We start from the raw sequence: 18,546 nt of genomic DNA, 5'->3' as shown, positions 1-18,546 counted from the left end.
CATGGGGCGCCTGCGCCGGCTGTGGCCGGCGTCGCTGCTTGGCCGGCTGACGCTGGTGATGGTGGCCGGCGTGCTGGTCACGCAGGTGGCCGCCAGCGCGATCTGGGCCAGCCAGCTGCGCGCCAAATCGCGCGTGGAGGCGGAATCGTCGGCGCAGTACGTGGCGCACAGCGCGGCCGGCGCCATCCGCTTCTTCCGCAGCCTGCCGCCGGCCTATCGCATGCTGATCATCCAGCAGTTGCGCGAAATGGGCGGGACGCGCTTCTTCGTCAACTTCAACCATGCGTATGTGCCGGTCAGCCAGATCAGGGGCTATCCGCTGGCCGACAGCGTGATTGCCACCGTCGGCGCGACGCTGAAGGCCGACCTGCCACATTCGCCCGGTTTCCAGCTGGCGTTCTCGTGGCCGGACAAGCTGGTGGTGGCCGAGCACGACGTGCGCCTCAACGATCTGCCGGATTCGTGGGTGCAGCACGTGCTGCTGTTGCAGCCGGACCCCGCGCCCATCCTGGTGATCCAGACCGAGATTGAGCCGGGCAACTGGCTGTACATGGCGGCGCTGATGCCCAACCCGTATTTCCTGAGCAGTAACGACCCGTTCACGTGGGACCGGCTGACGCCGCAGGCGCTGTCGCTGGCCGTGGTGCTGGTGCTGTGCCTGCTGGTGGTGCGCTCGATCACGCGGCCGCTGGCGGCCTTGTCGGATGCGGCGGCGGCCTTCGGCCAGGGGCAGGACGAGGAGACCCGGCCATTGCCGGAGACCGGCAGCCGCGAGTTCATCAACACGGCGCGCGCATTCAGCGCCATGCGCGAGCGCATCCACCGTTACATCGAGGACCGCGAACGGCTGTTCATTTCGATTTCGCATGACCTGCGTACGCCGATCACCCGCCTCAAGCTGCGCTCCGAGTTGCTGGACGACGAGGCGCTGCGCAACGAGTTCGAAGAAGACCTCGACGAGCTGGACATGATGGTCAAAGGCGCGCTGCAATGCGTGAAGGACAGCGACATCCACGAGAATCCGGCCGAGATCAAGCTCGACGCCATGGTCGGCCGGCTGGTGCGCAGCGCGCAACTGGCCGGGCACGTGGTGGCGTGGCAGCCCGAGGGACTGACGGTGCGCGCCAAGCCGCTGGCGCTGAAGCGCGCGCTGGGCAACCTGCTGGACAACGCACTGTTCTACGGTCAGCGCGCCGAGATCCGTGCCTACGCCGCGCCGGGAACGGTGACCATCGCCGTACGCGACCATGGTCCCGGCGTGCCGGACGACGCCTTTGCCAGCTTGTTCGATCCGTATGTGCGGCTGGCCCACGGTCGCGAGCAGAACGACGGCGGCATGGGGCTGGGATTGGGCATCGCGCGCGGCATCATCGAAGCGCAGGGCGGCGAGCTGATACTGGAGAACCATCCGGAAGGCGGCCTGAACGCCATGATCCGGCTGCCGGCTTGATTCATCATCTGAGGGAAAGGGCGGTTCAATGAAGACACAGCATCAACGTTCGCAAGCAATCGACGTGTTGCGCGGCCTGACGGTTGCGCTGATGATCATGGTGAACATGCCGGGTTCGCCGGAAACAAGCTATGCCCCATTCCTGCACGCCGCCTGGCATGGGCTGACGCTGACCGACCTGGTGTTCCCGACCTTTATGTTCGTGGTAGGCACCGCGCTGGCCTTCACGCTGCAAAAGTACGAGGGCATGGGCGAGGCGGCGGTGCTGAAGAAAATCTTCACCCGCACTGCGCTGATCTTCCTGTGCGGTTTTCTGATGTATTGGTTCCCGTTCATCAGCCTGGAGCACGGCGTCTCGCTGATTCCGCTCTCCGGCACACGCATCTTCGGTGTATTGCAGCGCATCGCACTGGGCTACTGTGCCGCGTCGCTGATCCTGCATTACAGCGGCGAGAGGGGCGCGCTGCTGTTTGCGGTGCTGGCGCTGTTCGGCTATTGGGCGGTGATGGCCGGGTTTGGCGACTACACACTGGCTGGCAATGCGCAGCGCAAGCTGGATCTGCTGGTGCTGGGCGAAGCACATATGTACCACGGCGAGGGCATCGCCTTCGATCCGGAAGGGATACTCAGCACGCTGCCGTCCATCGTTAACGTGCTGGCCGGCTATTTTGCCGGACGGCTGGTGCGGCGGCTGGGCGCCAGCTACGAGACCATTGCCAGGTTGATGCTGGCTGGCGCAGTGCTGGCGGCGGTGGCGCTGAGCTGGAGCAGCGTGTTCCCGCTGAATAAAAAGCTGTGGACCAGTTCCTACGCGCTGATCGCGATCGCGATTGACCTCGGCGCACTGGCGCTGCTGCTGTACGTGATCGATCTGCGCGGGCAGCGCAGCTGGACTTATTTCTTTGAAGTCTTTGGCCGCAACACACTATTCATCTACCTGTTCAGCGAGTTGCTGGCGACGCTGTTCTTCATCAACCAGATTGATGGCCGGTCGATATTCGACTGGATTTATCAACATCTGTTCCGGCCATGGGCCGGCATTTACAACGGTACGCTGCTGTGGGCGCTGACCTATATGCTCGGCTGCTGGCTGGTCGGCTACGCGCTGGACCGCAGGAAAATCTACATCAAGCTGTAACGCGCCATCGCCTCCATTCGTCGTCCAGTGCCCGTTTTGTGCAGTTCGTCGCATTCCGGACTGGTGGCGCGGCTGAGCATATTATGCTTATGATAGCTGCAACAACATCTGAGGAATTCTACAATGAAGAAGCTTTTCCGGTTCGGCCTGCTGTTTGCCGCGTTCTGTGCCCTGTTCAGCCGTGCCAGCGCCGCCGATGAGGTCACTGAAACGCGCACGATTACGGTCGACGCCCGCGTGGTGCGAGTCATGATCGAAGGCGTGATCGACGTCAAGTTGCGCCAGGGCGACATGCCGTCGCTGAAGGTTACCGGCGAAAAGCGCTATATGGACAAGCTGACGGCGTCGCAGACGGGCGACACCTTGCATCTGGAAAGCGAAGGGCGTGGCATCAAGGTGGGCCGCGGCACCACCCGCGCCGAACTGATCCTGCCTAACCTGCGCCAGGTGGTGTCGGAAGGCGTCGGCACCACCGATATCAACGGGTTTAGCGGCGACAAGCTGGAATTGAGCATGGACGGCGCCGGCAGCATGAAGGTGGTGGCCGATTACCGCGCGCTGAAGGCCAGCCTGGGCGGCGTCGGCAGCATGAATCTGTGGATCAGCGAGAACGACGAGGCCGACCTGGACCTGCGCGGCGCCGGCTACATCACGCTGGGCGGCCGCAGCAAATTGCTGAAAGCCAACCTCGGTGGCGTCGGCAGCCTGAATGCGCAGCAGTTCCAGGCGGACACGGTCGATATCGACCTCAGTGGCCTGGGCAACGCCACGGTCAACGCCAAAACCAATGCAACGCTGAACTTGAGCGGCCTGGGATCGGTCATTGTGTATGGCAAGCCGCTGAATCGCAATGTCAGCGTGGATGGCCTGGGCAAGGTCAGCTGGAAGTAAAACACACCTATATATAACGCGATATGAAAAAATTCATACTAGCGATGGTCATCGCTTTGGGCTGGCAGTCAGCCGCGATGGCCGGATTCGCCGAAGGGGCGACTGCGTACAACAACAAAAATTACGCAGTGGCGTTGAAAGAAATACGGCCATTGGCTCAGGCCGGCAACGCGGATGCCGAGCATCTGCTGGGCTTGATGTATTACATGGGCCGCGGCGTGCCGCAGGATTACAAGGCGGCGCTGGAGTGGCATCGCAAGGCGGCGCTCAAGGGCAAGGCCGACGCGCAATATGTGGTGGGCGCCATGTATTACACCGGCAATGCGGTGATCCAGGATCACAAGCAGGCGGTGGGCTGGTTCCGCAAGGCGGCCGAGCAGGGCCATGTGCAGGCGCAGCAGGTGCTGGGGCTGATGTACCGGTATCACATGGGCGGCGTGCCGCAGGACAATGTGATTGCCTATATGTTATGGAACCTGGCGGCGGCCAACGGCTCGGCCAATGCGGCCGAGCAGCGCGCGCAGGTGGTCAAGACCATGACCCAGGAGCAGGTCGAGGAAGGGCAGGCGCTGTCGGCGGCGTGGAAGGTCAATACGCCGCTTCCTCAGAAGTCGCGCACGGGCGGCGGCTGACACCCCCAGGCGAAGAGGGGTCTGGCCCCATACGGGGCCAGACCCCTCAGCGAATCGCCGTGCGGGGTAAAATCGTGCTTTCCTTGAAAGGTTCCCCATGCGCGCGATTGAAATCACCCAGCCCGGCCCGGCCGATGTCCTGAAACTGTGCGAACGCCCGATGCCAGTGGTCAAGGCCGGCGAGGTGCTGATTAAGGTCCACGCGGCCGGCGTCAACCGCCCCGACGTGTTCCAGCGCCAGGGTAATTACGCGCCGCCACCGGGCGCTTCCGACATCCCCGGCCTGGAAGTGGCCGGCGAGATCGTCGACGGCGATCTGGACTACACCACCCTTGATATCGGCGACCATGTCTGCGCTTTGGTGCAGGGCGGCGGCTATGCCGAGTACGTTGTTGCGCCAATACAGCAGGTTTTACCGGTGCCGAAAGGCTGGTCCATGCTGGAAGCGGCTTCAATTCCGGAAAATTACTTCACAGTCTGGAGCAACGTTTTTGACCGTGCCCATCTGACCGCCGGCGAGACTTTATTGGTGCAGGGCGGCAGCTCCGGCATCGGCGTCACCGCCATCCAGTTGGCCACTGCCATGGGCCATCGGGTGTTCGCCACCGCCGGTTCCGACGACAAGGTGGCGGCCTGCATGAAGCTGGGCGCCGAGCGCGGCATCAACTACAAAACCGAGGACTTCGCCACCGTCATCAAGTCGCTGACCAATGACCGCGGCGTTGACGTGATTCTCGACATGGTGGCCGGAGACTACCTGCCACGCGAGGTTTCCTGCCTGGCGGACGACGGCCGCCTGGCCATCATCGCCACCCTGGGCGGTGGCAAAGCGACGCTGGACATGGCCCAGGTGCTGCGCCGCCGGCTGACCATCACCGGCTCCACGCTGCGCCCGCGGTCGGCCGAATTCAAGGGCGCGATCGCCAAAAAGCTGAAAGACCGGGTGTGGCCGATGCTGGCCGAGCGCAAGATCAAGCCGGTGATCCACACCGTGTTCCCGCTGGAACAGGCCGCCGCAGCCCACGCGCTGATGGAGAGTAGTTCTCACGTCGGAAAAATCATGTTGCAAGTGATCTAAATGGGGATTTCGTTGTAAAATGCGTAGTAAATTTACGGTTTTGGTTAGCCGGGGATGTCCTTTGCCTGTTTGACCCCGCCTTTTTCGGCGCGGTACAATGGCGAGTTATTCATCTTTAGGCTAGCTATGCGTCACAAACTCGTTATCGGTAACTGGAAAATGAACGGCAACCGCGCCGCCAACACGGCTCTGTTGTCCGGCATCGTTGCCGGCTTAAACGACTTTGGCGCGGATTGCGCGGTGTGCGTGCCGGCGCCGTACCTGGCGCAGTGCCAGGCTGAGCTGGCGGGAACGCCGGTCGCGTGGGGCGGACAAGATGTCTCCATCCACGCCGACGGCGCCTATACTGGAGAAGTGTCGGCAGCAATGCTGCGGGACTTCGGCGCCACGTACGTGCTGTGCGGCCACTCCGAGCGCCGCGCCTATCACCACGAGAGCAATGAGCTGGTGGCGCAGAAGACCGTGGCGGCGTTGGCTGCCGGTCTGACGCCGGTGGTGTGCGTGGGCGAATCGCTGGCCCAGCGCGAAGCGGGGCAGACCGAGGATGTGATCTGCGGCCAGTTGCAGGCGGTGCTGGATGCGCTGCCGGCGGACGATGTGGCGAAAATCATACTGGCCTACGAGCCGGTGTGGGCGATCGGCACCGGCCAGACCGCCACGCCGCAAATTGCGCAAGACGCCCATGGCTTCCTGCGCAACTGTGTGGCCAGCAAGAATGCGGCAGCAGCCGCCACCGTGCAAATCCTGTACGGCGGCAGCATGAAGCCGGAGAATGCCAAAGAATTAATGGCGCAGCCGGATATCGACGGCGGCCTGATCGGCGGTGCAGCTTTAAAGTCGACTGATTTTCTCGGGATTATTCAGGCGGTTTAAACGCAACGCTGTAGCGGTAAAACTGAAGTAGAAACAAAACGATACAAAACTTTTAATTTGGAATGGAATAACATGAGCTCCTTGTTCAATCTGGTTATCATCGTGCAGGTCGTTTCGGCCATCGCCATTATCGGCCTGGTGCTGCTGCAGCACGGCAAAGGCGCCGACATGGGCGCGGCCTTCGGCTCGGGCGCATCGGGTAGCCTGTTCGGCGCCACCGGCTCCTCCAACTTCATGTCGAAGTCGACCGGCGTCGCTGCTGCCATCTTCTTCGTCGCCACGCTGGCGCTGTCGTACATCACCACCCACCAGACCAACAATGTCAGTGGCGGCGTGATGGATAAGCTGCCGGCCGTCACCGCCCCGGCGCCAGCCCCGACCAACACGATTCCTGCGACGCCAGCGGCCCAAACGGCGCCGGCGGCATCGGCGCCCGCCGCACCTGCAGCACCGGCGCCAGCAAACTCCATCCCAAAGTAATATAATTGTGTAGTTAATTAGGCGCAGTTGATAATTTTTTAAGTTGTTTGCACATTGTTTTGGCAGTATCGTAGCGAAAATCTTTTGTGCATCAAAATAGTTAAAGATTTATCGTTTTTCTTCTTGTTTTGACGCAATACGGATTAACAACCGCGTGAAAAAGAAGTAAAATAACGGCCTTATGCCGACGTGGTGAAATTGGTAGACACGCTATCTTGAGGGGGTAGTGGCGCAAGCTGTACGAGTTCGAGTCTCGTCGTCGGCACCAGAAAATATAGGCCAGCAAGGGTGGTACCAAGCTGGCTTTTTTACGAGGATGTGTCGTTCGATCCTGGTCAGAGCAGTTTTACGATTGGGGCGAACGTTAAGCGCACCGCAGAACAGCGCGATGTGTCCTTTAAACTGATCGTTCAACATAAGCTCATCTAATCGTGAACCTCGAAAATTATCTCCCCGTCCTGTTGTTCATCCTCGTCGGTCTCGGCGTAGGTATCGCTCCCCAAGTGCTGGGCCACATTCTCGGCCCGAAAAAGCCTGATGCAGCCAAGCTGTCCCCGTATGAGTGCGGCTTCGAAGCTTTCGAAGATGCGCGCATGAAATTCGACGTGCGTTACTACCTCGTCGCGATTCTCTTTATTTTGTTCGATCTGGAAACGGCATTCTTCTTCCCGTGGGGCGTCTCCATGCGCGAACTGGGCTGGCAGGGCTTCGTTACGATGATGGTGTTCATCGCCGAATTCGTGGTCGGTTTTTGGTATATCTGGAAGAAAGGTGCCCTTGATTGGGAATAAGCCATGGCTATTGAAGGCGTATTAAACGAAGGTTTCATCACCACCTCGGCCGACAAGCTGATCAACTGGGCGCGTACGGGTTCGATGTTCCCGATGACGTTCGGTCTGGCCTGCTGTGCGGTCGAAATGATGCACGTGGGCGCAGCCCGTTACGACATGGACCGCTTCGGCGTGGTGTTCCGTCCATCGCCACGTCAGTCCGACGTGATGATCGTGGCCGGCACGCTGTGCAACAAGATGGCCCCGGCACTGCGCAAGGTCTACGACCAGATGCCGGAGCCGCGCTGGGTGATCTCGATGGGTTCCTGCGCCAACGGCGGCGGCTACTACCACTACTCTTACTCCGTCGTGCGCGGCTGCGATCGCATCGTGCCGGTCGACGTGTATGTGCCGGGCTGTCCGCCAACCGCTGAAGCCCTGCTGTACGGCATCATGCAGTTGCAGAACAAGATCAAGCGCACCAACACGATCGCACGCTAATGGGGGCGCTACACACAATGACTACTCATCTGGAAAAACTCCAAACCGCCCTCGGCACTGCCCTGGGCGATCGCGTTACTACCATCGTTGCACTGGGCGAAATCACGCTGGAAGTGAAGGGCGCCGATTACTACGCCGTCATGCAACTCCTGCGTGACAATGCCGAACTCGGCTTCGACACCGCGATCGACCTGTGCGGCGTGGATTACCTGAACTATGGCGACGGTATCTGGGAAGGCCAGCGCTTCGCCGCGGTGGTGCACCTGCTGTCGGTCAAGCACAACTGGCGCGTGCGCGTGCGCGCGTTCTGCGCCGACGACGACATGCCGCTGCTGCCGTCGATCACGCCGCTGTGGCGCGCGATGAACTGGTACGAGCGCGAAGCGTTCGACATGTTCGGCATCCTGTTCGAGAACCACAACGACCTGCGCCGCATCCTGACCGACTACGGCTTCATCGGCCACCCGTTCCGCAAGGACTTCCCGGTGTCGGGCTACGTCGAAATGCGCTACGACCCAGAGCAGAAGCGCGTGGTCTACCAGCCGGTCACCATCGAGCCGCGTGAAAACGTGCCGCGTGTGATCCGCGAAGAAAACTACGGGATTAAATAATGGCTGAGATTAAGAACTACACCCTGAACTTTGGCCCGCAACACCCGGCCGCCCACGGCGTGCTGCGCCTGGTGCTGGAGCTGGACGGCGAAGTGATCCAGCGCGCCGACCCGCACATCGGCCTGCTGCACCGCGGCACCGAGAAGCTGGCCGAGCAAAAGACCTACCTGCAGTCGGTGCCGTATATGGACCGCCTGGATTACGTGTCGATGATGTGCAACGAGCACGCCTACGTCATGGCCATCGAAAAACTGATGGGCATCGAAGTACCGCTGCGCGCGCAATACATCCGCGTGATGTTCGACGAGATCACCCGCATCCTGAACCACCTGATGTGGCTGGGCGCGCACGCGCTGGACGTCGGCGCCATGGGCCCGTTCCTGTACTGCTTCCGCGACCGCGAAGACCTGTTCGACTGCTACGAAGCGGTGTCGGGCGCGCGCATGCACGCGGCCTACTACCGTCCGGGCGGCGTCTACCGCGACCTGCCGGACGCGATGCCGCAGCACAAGCCATCGATCATCCGTTCGGCCAAGGCCATCGACAACCTGAACAAGGACCGTCAAGGCTCGATGCTGGACTTCATCGAAGCGTTCACCGCGCGTTTCCCGACCTATGTCGACGAATACGAAACGCTGCTGACCGACAACCGTATCTGGAAACAGCGGACCGTCGGCATCGGCGTGGTGTCGCCGGAAGATGCGAAAGCGATGGGCTTCACCGGCGCCATGCTGCGCGGTTCGGGCATCCAGTGGGATCTGCGCAAGCACCAGCCGTACGAAGTGTACGACCTGATGGACTTCGACATTCCGATCGGCACCAACGGCGACTGCTACGACCGTTACCTGGTGCGCGTGGAAGAGTTGCGCCAGTCGAACCGCATCATCAAACAGTGCGTCGAGTGGCTGCGCAACAATCCGGGTCCCGTCATGACCAGCAACCGTAAAGTTGCGCCACCAGGCCGCGTGGACATGAAGACCAATATGGAATCGCTGATCCACCACTTCAAGCTGTTTACCGAAGGCTTCCACGTGCCGCCAGGCGAAGCCTACTGCGCAGTGGAACACCCGAAAGGCGAGTTCGGCGTCTACCTGATGTCCGACGGCGCCAACAAGCCATACCGCGTGAAACTGCGCGCTCCAGACTACGCACACTTGCAGTCGCTGGATGAAATGGCGCGTGGCCACATGATTGCCGACGCCGTGACCATTATTGGCACGCAGGACATCGTGTTCGGCAGTATTGACCGCTAAGTGCGAGAGGCAAAAAGTATGTTGTTATCCGAGCAGTGCTACCAAAAAATCGATCGCGAGCTGGCCAAGTACCCAGACGATCAGCGTCAGTCGGCCGTCATGGCCGCGCTGGCGCACGCCCAGGTCGAACTGGGCTGGATCTCGCCTGAAACCATGCAGGAACTGGCGGACTACATCCGCATGCCGGCGATTGCCGTGCAGGAAGTTGCCACGTTCTACAATATGTACAACCTGAAGCCGGTCGGCAAACACAAGATCACCGTGTGCACCAACCTGCCTTGCGCCCTGTCGGGCGGCGAGCGCGCGGCGCACCACCTGAAACAAAAGCTGGGCATCGACTACCGTGACACCACGGCCGACGGCGAGTTCACGCTGATGGAAGGCGAGTGCATGGGCGCTTGCGGCGACGCGCCGGTGCTGCTGGTGAACAATCACCGCATGTGCAGCTTCATGTCCAATGACAAAATCGACTCCCTCGTGGAGGAATTGAAGAAATGACGTCACTCCACGACCGACATATCGACCCGGTGATCCTGGCTGGCCTGAACGGCGACAACTGGCACCTGGAAGACTACGTAAAACGCGGTGGCTACAGCGCCCTGCGCCGTATCATCGAAGAGAAAATCACTCCGGAACAAATCATCGCCGACCTCAAAGCGTCGTCGTTGCGTGGCCGTGGCGGTGCGGGCTTCCCGACCGGCCTGAAGTGGAGCTTCATGCCACGCCAGTTCCCGGGCCAGAAGTACCTGGTATGCAACTCAGATGAGGGCGAGCCGGGCACTTTCAAGGACCGCGACATCCTGCGCTACAACCCGCACGCGCTGATCGAAGGCATGGCCATCGGCGCCTACGCGATGGGCATCACCGTCGGCTACAACTACATCCACGGCGAGATCTTCGACGTCTACCTGCGCTTTGAAGAAGCGCTGGAAGAGGCGCGCGCCGCCGGCATGTTGGGCGACAAGATCCTCGGCAGCGAGTTCAGCTTCCAGCTGCACGCGCACCACGGTTATGGCGCCTACATCTGCGGCGAAGAGACCGCGCTGCTGGAATCGCTGGAAGGCAAAAAAGGCCAGCCGCGCTTCAAGCCGCCATTCCCGGCGTCGTTCGGCCTGTACGGCAAGCCGACCACCATCAACAACACCGAAACCTTCGCTGCGGTGCCGTTCATCCTGAACATGGGTCCGGAGAAGTACCTGGCGATCGGCCGTCCGAACAACGGCGGCTCGAAGATCTTCTCGATCTCCGGCGACGTTGAGCGTCCGGGCAACTACGAGGTGCCGCTGGGTACCCCGTTCGCCAAACTGCTGGAACTGGCAGGCGGCATGCGCGGCGGCAAAAAGATCAAGGCAGTCATCCCTGGCGGCTCCTCCGCGCCAGTGGTGCGCGGCGAGGTCATGATGCAGACGGACCTGGACTACGATTCGATCGCGAAAGCCGGTTCGATGCTGGGTTCGGGCGCGGTCATCGTCATGGACGAGACCCGCTGCATGGTCAAGGCGATGGAGCGTCTGGCGTACTTCTACTTTGAAGAGTCGTGCGGCCAGTGCACCCCATGCCGTGAAGGTACGGGCTGGATGTACCGCATGATCCACCGTATCGAAAACGGTCAGGGCCGCAAGTCGGATCTGGACGTGCTGAACTCGATCTGCGACAACATCCAGGGCCGCACGATTTGCGCGCTGGGCGACGCGGCGGCCATGCCGATGCGTGCGTTCATCAAGCAATTCCGCGAAGAATTTGAACATCATATCGAGCACAAGCAATGCTGCGTGCCCGCTTATATCTAAGCTGCGTCAGGTAACGATCACCATGGTTGAAATCGAAATAGACGGCAAAAAAGTCGAAGTCCCTGCTGGTAGCATGGTGATGGACGCCGCCAACAAATTGGGAACCTACATTCCGCACTTCTGCTATCACAAGAAATTGTCGATCGCGGCCAACTGCCGGATGTGCCTCGTCGAAGTGGAAAAGGCGCCGAAGCCTTTGCCAGCATGCGCAACGCCGGTCTCGGCCGGCATGATTGTGCGCTCGCACTCCGAAAAGGCCGTCCAGGCACAGAAGTCGGTCATGGAATTCCTGCTGATTAACCACCCGCTGGACTGCCCGATCTGCGATCAGGGCGGCGAATGCCAGCTGCAAGACTTGGCAGTGGGCTACGGCAAGGGCGAATCGCGCTACGAAGAAGACAAGCGCGTCGTGACCCCGAAAGACGCCGGCCCGCTGGTGTCGATGCAGGAAATGGCCCGTTGCATCCAGTGCACCCGTTGCGTACGTTTCGGCCAGGAAGTGGCCGGCGTGATGGAGCTGGGCATGATCGGCCGCGGCGAACACTCGGAAATCACCGCGTTCGTCGGCCAGACCGTCAACTCGGAAATGTCCGGCAACATGATCGACCTGTGCCCGGTCGGCGCACTGACGTCGAAGCCGTTCCGTTACAGCGCCCGTTCGTGGGAACTGTCGCGCCGCAAATCGGTCTCGCCGCACGACGGCCTGGGCGCCAACCTGATCGTTCAGGTCAAGGGCGGCAAGGTCAAGCGCGTGCTGCCGCTGGAAAACGACGCCGTCAACGAGTGCTGGATTTCCGACAAGGACCGCTTCTCGTACGAAGGCCTGGACACCACCGACCGTCTGACCCAGCCGATGCTGAAGCAGGGCGGTGAGTGGAAAGAAGTCGACTGGCAAACCGCGCTGGAATACGTGGCGCACGGCCTGAAAAACATCAAGCACGAGCACGGCGCCAACGCCATCGCTGCCGTGGCCACGCCGCACTCGACGCTGGAAGAACTGCACCTGCTGCAAAAAGTCGTGCGCGGCCTGGGTTCGGACAGTGTCGACACCCGCCTGCGTCACAGCGATTTCTCGCTGGACGTGACGCCATGGCTGGGCATGTCGATCACCGAATTCGGCGCGCTGAACCGCGCCTTCGTGATCGGCTCGTTCCTGCGCAAGGATCACCCGCTGCTGGCCACCCGTCTGCGTACCGCCATCAAGGGCGGCGCCAAGTTGTCGCTGCTGAGCGCGACCGACGACGACCTGCTGATGAACGTCGCCAACAAACTGATCGTTGCTCCATCGGAGTGGCTGTCGGCGCTGTCGCAAGTGGTGGTCGCTGTTGCCGAGGCCAAAGAAGTGGCGGCTCCGGCCGGCTTCGAAGGCGTACAGGCTTCGGACGCTGCCGCCGCCATCGCTGCCTCGCTGCTGTCGGGCGAGAACAAGGGCGTGTTCCTGGGTAACGCTGCTGCACAACATCCACAAGCTGGCGCGCTGCACGCCGCCGCCCAATGGATCGCGGAACAGACCGGCGCCAAGCTGGGCTACCTGACCGAAGCGGCCAACACCGTCGGCGCCTACATCGCCAACGCCAACGCCGGCAAGGCGCCAGTCTTCACCGAAGCCAAATCGGCCTACGTGCTGCTGAACGCCGAGCCTGAGCTGGACGCGCACAACCCGCAAGCCGCCGTCGCCGCGCTGAACAAGGCCGAAATGGTCGTCGTGCTGTCGGCCTTCAAACACGGTATGGACTACGCCGACGTGCTGCTGCCGGTATCGCCATTCAGCGAAACCTCGGGCACCTTCGTCAACGCCGAAGGCCGCGCGCAAAGCTTCAACGCGACCGTCAAGCCGCTGCTGGAAACCCGTCCAGCCTGGAAAGTGCTGCGCGTACTGGGCAACATCCTCGGCCTGACCGGCTTCGACTACGACACCTCGGAAGCGGTGCGCAACGAAGTGCTGGGCGCCGATGTGTTCGACGTTTCGGCCAAGCTGAACAACGTATCGAAACTGCCGCTGGCCGCTTCGAGCGTTGCTTCGAGCGGTCCTGAGCGTATCGCCGACGTGCCGATCTACTTCGCCGACGCCGTGGTGCGCCGCGCCGAATCGCTGCAGAAAATGGCCGACAGCGCCGCGCCGCAAGCGCACCTGTCGAGCGCACTGGCGCAGCAACTGGGCGTGGCCGCTGGCGACAAGGTCAAGGTCACCCAAGGTTCCGGCAGCGCGATCCTGGTCGCCGCTGTTGACGCCAAACTGCCTGCCAACGCCGTGCGCGTGGCCGCTGCGCACGCATCGACCGCCGCCCTGGGCAGCATGTTCGGTTCCATTACCGTAGAAAAAGCAGGAGAGGGGAAATAATGGCTCTGCCTGAGTTCGTTACATCGCTTTACACGCTGGGCGAAACCAGCGTGCTGGCGCCGGTCTGGCCGCTGGTCTGGTCGCTGATCAAAGTCCTGTGCGTGCTGTTGCCGCTGATGGGCCTGGTTGCTTACGCCACGCTGTGGGAACGCAAGTTCATCGGCTGGATCCAGATCCGCGTTGGTCCTAACCGCGTCGGTCCACTGGGTCTGCTGCAGCCGATCGCCGATGCGCTGAAACTGCTGTTCAAAGAAATCATCACCCCGGCCAAGGCCAACCCTGGCTTGTTCGTGATCGGTCCGATCATGACCATCATGCCGGCGCTGGCTTGCTGGTCGGTGGTGCCGTTCGGTCCACAGGCGGTAATCGCCAACGTCAACGCCGGCCTGCTGCTGCTGATGGCGATTACCTCGATGGAAGTCTACGGCATCATCATCGCCGGCTGGGCGTCGAACTCGAAGTACTCGTTCATGGGTGCAATGCGCGCGTCGGCCCAGATGATTTCCTACGAAATCCCGATGGGCTTCGTGCTGGTGGTGGTGCTGATGGTGTCCGGTTCGCTGAACTTCGGTGACATCGTCGCCGGCCAGCAAAAGGGCATGATGGTCGAGCACGGCCTGAACTTCCTGTCGTGGAACTGGCTGCCGCTGCTGCCGCTGTTCGTGGTGTACCTGACCTCCGGCCTGGCCGAGTGCAACCGTCACCCGTTCGACGTGGTCGAAGGCGAGTCCGAGATCGTTGCCGGTCACATGGTGGAATACTCGGGCATGGCCTATGCCATGTTCATGCTGGCCGAATACGCCAACATGATTCTGATCGCCACGCTGGGTTCGATCATGTTCCTGGGCGGCTGGTCCGCACCGTTCGCCTTCCTGGAATTCTGGGGCGGTTTCGGCGGCTTCTTCTGGTTGTTCGCGAAAGCGTTCTTCCTGGTGTCGGTCTTCATCTGGGTGCGCGGTACTTTCCCACGCTACCGTTACGACCAGATCATGCGTTTGGGCTGGAAAGTATTCATTCCACTGACCCTGGTGTGGCTGGTATTGGTCGCTGGCTGGATGCAGACCTCCTGGAATATCTGGAAGTAAGGAATAGAGACTATGGAACGTTTAAAAGACTTCATCGGCAGCTTCATGCTGACCGAGCTGATCAAAGGGATGGCGCTGACGGGCAAATATATGTTCTCGCGCAAGATCACCGTGCAGTACCCGGAAGAGAAGACGCCGATGTCGCCGCGCTTCCGCGGCCTGCACGCGCTGCGCCGCTACCCGAATGGGGAAGAGCGCTGCATCGCCTGCAAACTGTGTGAAGCAGTGTGCCCGGCGATGGCGATCACCATCGAATCCGAGCAGCGTGCGGACGGCTCGCGCCGTACCACCCGTTACGACATCGACCTGACCAAGTGCATCTTCTGCGGTTTCTGCGAAGAGTCGTGCCCGGTCGACTCGATCGTCGAAACGCACGTGCTGGAATACCACGGCGAGAAACGCGGCGATCTGTACTACACGAAAGAGATGCTGCTGGCCGTAGGCGATCGTTACGAAGACGATATCGCCGCAGCCCGCGCAGCGGACGCTCCTTATCGCTGACGAAACAGGGCGGCGCCGTACCGGCCGCCCGCTACAGCGATGTGATCAATAAACTGTACGTCTCTTGGGTTAGTTATGGAATTTAAAACTGCTTTGTTCTACGTCTTCGCCGCCATCATGATATTGGCTGCGACGCGCGTTATCACGGCCCGCAATCCGGTGCACGCGGCACTGTTCCTTGTGCTGGCGTTCTTCAACGCCGCCGGCATCTGGATGCTGCTGGAGGCCGAGTTCCTGGCCATCGTGCTGGTGCTGGTCTATGTCGGCGCCGTCATGGTGCTGTTCCTGTTCGTGGTGATGATGCTCGACATCGACACCGAAAAGCTGCGCGAGAACTTCTGGGGTTACCTGCCGGTCGCTTCCTTCGTCGGCGTGATCATCGTGCTGGAAATGGCCGCCGTGCTGTGGCGCTCGTTCCTGTCGTTCGACCCGCGTCCGGCGCCCGTCGCCAGCCTGGGCGGCACCAAGGAACTGGGCATGCTGATCTACACCAAATACATCTATGGCTTTGAGATCGCCGCCGTGGTCCTGCTGGTGGCGATCATCGCCGCCGTGGCACTGACGCTGCGCAAGCGCAAAGACACCAAACACTTCGACCCAGCCGACGCCGTGCGCGTCAAACGCAATGACCGCCTGAAGATCGTCAAGATCGCCCCGGTCACCACGCGCGGCGCGGCCGAAACCGAAGTTAAGGAGGCACCATGACTTTATCCCTGGCTCACTACCTCGTTCTGGGCGCGATTCTGTTCGCGATCTCGATCGTCGGTATTTTCCTGAACCGCAAGAACATCATCGTCATCCTGATGGCCATCGAACTGATGCTGCTGGCAGTGAATATGAATTTCATCGCGTTCTCGCATTACCTCGGTGATGCGGCAGGTCAGATCTTTGTCTTCTTCATTTTGACCGTTGCGGCCGCCGAATCGGCAATTGGCCTCGCGATCCTGGTGGTGCTGTTCCGTAATCTGGACACCATCAACGTCGAAGACCTGGACAGCCTCAAGGGCTAATTTTAACCTCACGAAAAATAACGATTAAGGTTCATCATGGCGGTTACTCTTAACCCTAATCTCCTGCTGGTCATACCACTGGCGCCCCTCGCGGGCGCGGCGGTGGCGGGCTTGTTGGGAACGAAATTCTTCGGCAACGTGGTCGGTCGCAAGACCGCGACCGCGGCGACCATCCTGGGCGTGCTGGTGGCATTCATTATTTCGGCGATGACGCTGAACGACGTGCTCAACGGCGCAACCTTCAACGGCACCATCTATAACTGGATGACCGTGGCCGGCATGAAAATGGAAGTCGGCTTCCAGATCGACTCGCTGTCGGCGATGATGATGTGCGTGGTGACCTTCGTGTCGCTGATGGTGCACATTTACACCATCGGCTACATGGCGGAAGACGAAGGCTACAACCGCTTCTTCTCATACATCTCGCTGTTCACCTTCTCCATGCTGATGCTGGTGATGTCGAACAACTTCCTGCAGCTGTTCTTCGGCTGGGAAGCGGTGGGCCTGGTGTCGTACCTGCTGATCGGCTTCTGGTACACCCGTCCAACCGCGATCTTCGCCAACATGAAGGCTTTCCTGGTCAACCGTGTGGGTGACTTCGGCTTCATCCTGGGTATCGGCCTGCTGCTGGCCTACGGTGGTTCGATGAATTACCAGGAGGTGTTCGCCAAGCGCGAAGCGCTGGCTCTGCTGACTCTGCCAGGCACCGACTGGATGCTGCTGACCGTGGCCTGCATCTGCCTGTTCATCGGCGCGATGGGTAAATCGGCGCAGTTCCCGCTGCACGTCTGGCTGCCGGACTCGATGGAAGGTCCAACCCCGATTTCCGCACTGATCCACGCGGCAACCATGGTTACCGCTGGCATCTTCATGGTGTCGCGCATGTCGCCGCTGTTCGAACTGTCGGACACCGCGCTGAGCTTCATCCTGGTCATCGGTTCGATCACCGCGCTGTTCATGGGCTTCCTGGGCATCATCCAGAACGACATCAAGCGCGTGGTGGCTTACTCGACGCTGTCGCAGCTGGGCTACATGACGGTGGCGCTGGGTTCGTCGGCGTACTCGGTGGCCGTGTTCCACCTGATGACGCACGCGTTCTTCAAGGCACTGCTGTTCCTGGGCGCCGGTTCGGTCATCATCGGCATGCACCACGATCAAGACATCCGCAACATGGGCGGCCTGCGTAAATACATGCCGATCACCTGGATCACTTCGCTGCTGGGTTCCTTGGCACTGATCGGCACGCCGTTCTTCTCGGGCTTCTACTCGAAAGACTCGATCATCGAAGCAGTGGGCGAGACCCATATCTGGGGCGCCGGCTTCGCGCAGTTCGCCGTACTTGCTGGCGTGTTCGTGACCGCGTTCTACTCGTTCCGTATGTACTTCCTGGTGTTCCACGGTAAAGAGCGTTTCGGCCAGGCGCATGCGCATGGTCATGACGACCACCATGCCGCCGCGCACGACGACCACGCTCACGATTCCGACGCGCACCATGAGGAAGAGGAAGACGACCACGCTCACCACGGTCTGGCCCCAGGTCAGAAACCGCATGAATCGCCATTCGTGGTCTGGTTCCCGCTGGTGATGCTGGCCATTCCATCGGTCATCATCGGCGCGCTGGCCATCGGCCCGATGCTGTTCGGCGACTTCTTCAAGAATGTGATCTACATCGGCGAAAACCACCACGCGATGGAACTGCTGAAAGAGGAATACCACGGTCCATTGGCCATGGCGATCCACTCGCTGACCTCGCTGCCGCTGTGGCTGGCGATCCTGGGCGTGGCATCGTCGTACTACTGCTACATGATCAATCCACGCGTACCGGCATGGTTCTTCGCCAAGTTCAAGGCAGTGCACACGCTGCTGGACAACAAGTACTACCTGGACAAGTTCAACCAGGTAGTGTTTGCAGGCGGCGCCCGTCTGCTGGGCGAAGGCCTGTGGAAAATCGGCGACAAGACCCTGATCGACGGCCTGCTGGTCAACGGCAGCGCCAAAGTAGTGGGCTGGTTCTCTTCGCTGACCCGCCTGGCGCAGACTGGTTACATCTACCACTATGCGTTCGTCATGATCCTCGGCATTCTGGGGTTCCTGGTCTACTTCCTGCCGTTTTGGCACGCTTAATTAGCTGATACGCAAAGA

The 18,546-nt window shown here is 60.8% G+C and carries 19 protein-coding genes and 1 tRNA gene; all 20 read left to right on the top strand.

All coding sequences use genetic code 11. The features are described 5' to 3' along the window. The first annotated feature begins 1 nt into the window (after window position 1). Window positions 2–1,450 (top strand): sensor histidine kinase, encoded by a 1,449-nt coding sequence (locus HH213_RS01605; protein ID WP_229263250.1) that lies wholly within the window; start codon window positions 2–4, stop codon window positions 1,448–1,450. 28 nt (window positions 1,451–1,478) lie between these two features. Beyond that, window positions 1,479–2,588, top strand: coding sequence for an acyltransferase family protein (locus tag HH213_RS01600; RefSeq protein WP_110848944.1), 1,110 nt, complete (start codon window positions 1,479–1,481; stop codon window positions 2,586–2,588). Between the two features lie 123 nt (window positions 2,589–2,711). Further along, on the top strand, window positions 2,712–3,479 hold the full coding sequence (locus tag HH213_RS01595; protein ID WP_169110338.1) for a GIN domain-containing protein: 768 nt from the start codon (window positions 2,712–2,714) through the stop codon (window positions 3,477–3,479). Window positions 3,480–3,502: 23 nt separating this feature from the next. Next, a complete protein-coding gene (locus tag HH213_RS01590; RefSeq protein ID WP_161047962.1) occupies window positions 3,503–4,111 on the top strand; it encodes a tetratricopeptide repeat protein in 609 nt (202 codons plus the stop codon). A gap of 97 nt (window positions 4,112–4,208) precedes the next feature. Continuing rightward, window positions 4,209–5,189, top strand: a complete 981-nt coding sequence (locus HH213_RS01585; RefSeq protein WP_169110337.1) for an NAD(P)H-quinone oxidoreductase — start codon at window positions 4,209–4,211, stop codon at window positions 5,187–5,189. Window positions 5,190–5,315: 126 nt separating this feature from the next. Continuing rightward, window positions 5,316–6,062 (top strand): triose-phosphate isomerase, encoded by a 747-nt coding sequence (gene tpiA / locus HH213_RS01580; RefSeq protein ID WP_169110336.1) that lies wholly within the window; start codon window positions 5,316–5,318, stop codon window positions 6,060–6,062. A 72-nt stretch (window positions 6,063–6,134) separates the two neighbouring features. Beyond that, window positions 6,135–6,542: a preprotein translocase subunit SecG gene (gene secG / locus HH213_RS01575; RefSeq protein ID WP_169110335.1), complete on the top strand. Its 408-nt coding sequence runs from the start codon at window positions 6,135–6,137 to the stop codon at window positions 6,540–6,542. Between the two features lie 183 nt (window positions 6,543–6,725). After that, a tRNA-Leu gene (locus HH213_RS01570) sits at window positions 6,726–6,810 on the top strand. A 163-nt stretch (window positions 6,811–6,973) separates the two neighbouring features. Next, complete coding sequence (locus HH213_RS01565; protein ID WP_072780614.1) at window positions 6,974–7,333, top strand: NADH-quinone oxidoreductase subunit A; 360 nt, start codon at window positions 6,974–6,976, stop codon at window positions 7,331–7,333. Between the two features lie 3 nt (window positions 7,334–7,336). Further along, window positions 7,337–7,813, top strand: a complete 477-nt coding sequence (locus HH213_RS01560; protein ID WP_008450353.1) for a NuoB/complex I 20 kDa subunit family protein — start codon at window positions 7,337–7,339, stop codon at window positions 7,811–7,813. A gap of 17 nt (window positions 7,814–7,830) precedes the next feature. After that, window positions 7,831–8,424, top strand: coding sequence for an NADH-quinone oxidoreductase subunit C (locus HH213_RS01555; RefSeq protein ID WP_110848938.1), 594 nt, complete (start codon window positions 7,831–7,833; stop codon window positions 8,422–8,424). Beyond that, on the top strand, window positions 8,424–9,677 hold the full coding sequence (locus HH213_RS01550) for an NADH-quinone oxidoreductase subunit D (protein ID WP_110848937.1): 1,254 nt from the start codon (window positions 8,424–8,426) through the stop codon (window positions 9,675–9,677). The genes HH213_RS01555 and HH213_RS01550 overlap by 1 nt, the downstream gene beginning before the upstream one ends. An 18-nt stretch (window positions 9,678–9,695) precedes the next feature. Continuing rightward, the gene (gene nuoE / locus HH213_RS01545) at window positions 9,696–10,175 is read left to right on the top strand and encodes an NADH-quinone oxidoreductase subunit NuoE (protein WP_110848936.1); all 480 of its coding nucleotides are present in this window, start codon (window positions 9,696–9,698) and stop codon (window positions 10,173–10,175) included. Further along, entirely contained in the window at window positions 10,172–11,467 is a 1,296-nt protein-coding gene (gene nuoF / locus HH213_RS01540) for an NADH-quinone oxidoreductase subunit NuoF (RefSeq protein WP_110848935.1), read from the top strand. The genes nuoE and nuoF overlap by 4 nt, the downstream gene beginning before the upstream one ends. Before the next feature lie 22 nt (window positions 11,468–11,489). Next, window positions 11,490–13,808: an NADH-quinone oxidoreductase subunit NuoG gene (gene nuoG, locus HH213_RS01535; RefSeq protein ID WP_169110334.1), complete on the top strand. Its 2,319-nt coding sequence runs from the start codon at window positions 11,490–11,492 to the stop codon at window positions 13,806–13,808. Continuing rightward, the gene (nuoH, locus tag HH213_RS01530; protein WP_110848933.1) at window positions 13,808–14,893 is read left to right on the top strand and encodes an NADH-quinone oxidoreductase subunit NuoH; all 1,086 of its coding nucleotides are present in this window, start codon (window positions 13,808–13,810) and stop codon (window positions 14,891–14,893) included. The genes nuoG and nuoH overlap by 1 nt, the downstream gene beginning before the upstream one ends. Window positions 14,894–14,905: 12 nt before the next feature. After that, window positions 14,906–15,394 (top strand): NADH-quinone oxidoreductase subunit NuoI, encoded by a 489-nt coding sequence (gene nuoI / locus HH213_RS01525; protein WP_110848932.1) that lies wholly within the window; start codon window positions 14,906–14,908, stop codon window positions 15,392–15,394. A gap of 75 nt (window positions 15,395–15,469) precedes the next feature. Beyond that, a complete protein-coding gene (locus tag HH213_RS01520; RefSeq protein WP_110848931.1) occupies window positions 15,470–16,099 on the top strand; it encodes an NADH-quinone oxidoreductase subunit J in 630 nt (209 codons plus the stop codon). Then, window positions 16,096–16,404: an NADH-quinone oxidoreductase subunit NuoK gene (gene nuoK / locus HH213_RS01515; protein ID WP_169110333.1), complete on the top strand. Its 309-nt coding sequence runs from the start codon at window positions 16,096–16,098 to the stop codon at window positions 16,402–16,404. The genes HH213_RS01520 and nuoK overlap by 4 nt, the downstream gene beginning before the upstream one ends. A 36-nt stretch (window positions 16,405–16,440) precedes the next feature. After that, the gene (gene nuoL, locus HH213_RS01510; RefSeq protein WP_169110331.1) at window positions 16,441–18,528 is read left to right on the top strand and encodes an NADH-quinone oxidoreductase subunit L; all 2,088 of its coding nucleotides are present in this window, start codon (window positions 16,441–16,443) and stop codon (window positions 18,526–18,528) included. Window positions 18,529–18,546: the final 18 nt, after the last annotated feature.

This window comes from Duganella dendranthematis (assembly GCF_012849375.1).
Taxonomy (GTDB): domain Bacteria; phylum Pseudomonadota; class Gammaproteobacteria; order Burkholderiales; family Burkholderiaceae_D; genus Rugamonas; species Rugamonas dendranthematis.
Note: the sequence above shows the minus strand (reverse complement) of the source record. Positions and strands in the feature narration are given on the sequence as shown.

Excerpts from the sequence above, each read along its gene's own strand:
- HH213_RS01605 (WP_229263250.1), top strand. The coding sequence starts at position 2 with ATGGGGCGCCTGCGCCGGCTGTGGCCGGCGTCGCTGCTTGGCCGGCTG.
- HH213_RS01600 (WP_110848944.1), top strand. The coding sequence starts at position 1,479 with ATGAAGACACAGCATCAACGTTCGCAAGCAATCGACGTGTTGCGCGGC.
- HH213_RS01595 (WP_169110338.1), top strand. The coding sequence starts at position 2,712 with ATGAAGAAGCTTTTCCGGTTCGGCCTGCTGTTTGCCGCGTTCTGTGCC.
- HH213_RS01590 (WP_161047962.1), top strand. The coding sequence starts at position 3,503 with ATGAAAAAATTCATACTAGCGATGGTCATCGCTTTGGGCTGGCAGTCA.
- HH213_RS01585 (WP_169110337.1), top strand. The coding sequence starts at position 4,209 with ATGCGCGCGATTGAAATCACCCAGCCCGGCCCGGCCGATGTCCTGAAA.
- tpiA (WP_169110336.1), top strand. The coding sequence starts at position 5,316 with ATGCGTCACAAACTCGTTATCGGTAACTGGAAAATGAACGGCAACCGC.
- secG (WP_169110335.1), top strand. The coding sequence starts at position 6,135 with ATGAGCTCCTTGTTCAATCTGGTTATCATCGTGCAGGTCGTTTCGGCC.
- HH213_RS01560 (WP_008450353.1), top strand. The coding sequence starts at position 7,337 with ATGGCTATTGAAGGCGTATTAAACGAAGGTTTCATCACCACCTCGGCC.
- HH213_RS01555 (WP_110848938.1), top strand. The coding sequence starts at position 7,831 with ATGACTACTCATCTGGAAAAACTCCAAACCGCCCTCGGCACTGCCCTG.
- HH213_RS01550 (WP_110848937.1), top strand. The coding sequence starts at position 8,424 with ATGGCTGAGATTAAGAACTACACCCTGAACTTTGGCCCGCAACACCCG.
- nuoE (WP_110848936.1), top strand. The coding sequence starts at position 9,696 with ATGTTGTTATCCGAGCAGTGCTACCAAAAAATCGATCGCGAGCTGGCC.
- nuoF (WP_110848935.1), top strand. The coding sequence starts at position 10,172 with ATGACGTCACTCCACGACCGACATATCGACCCGGTGATCCTGGCTGGC.
- nuoG (WP_169110334.1), top strand. The coding sequence starts at position 11,490 with ATGGTTGAAATCGAAATAGACGGCAAAAAAGTCGAAGTCCCTGCTGGT.
- nuoH (WP_110848933.1), top strand. The coding sequence starts at position 13,808 with ATGGCTCTGCCTGAGTTCGTTACATCGCTTTACACGCTGGGCGAAACC.
- nuoI (WP_110848932.1), top strand. The coding sequence starts at position 14,906 with ATGGAACGTTTAAAAGACTTCATCGGCAGCTTCATGCTGACCGAGCTG.
- HH213_RS01520 (WP_110848931.1), top strand. The coding sequence starts at position 15,470 with ATGGAATTTAAAACTGCTTTGTTCTACGTCTTCGCCGCCATCATGATA.
- nuoK (WP_169110333.1), top strand. The coding sequence starts at position 16,096 with ATGACTTTATCCCTGGCTCACTACCTCGTTCTGGGCGCGATTCTGTTC.
- nuoL (WP_169110331.1), top strand. The coding sequence starts at position 16,441 with ATGGCGGTTACTCTTAACCCTAATCTCCTGCTGGTCATACCACTGGCG.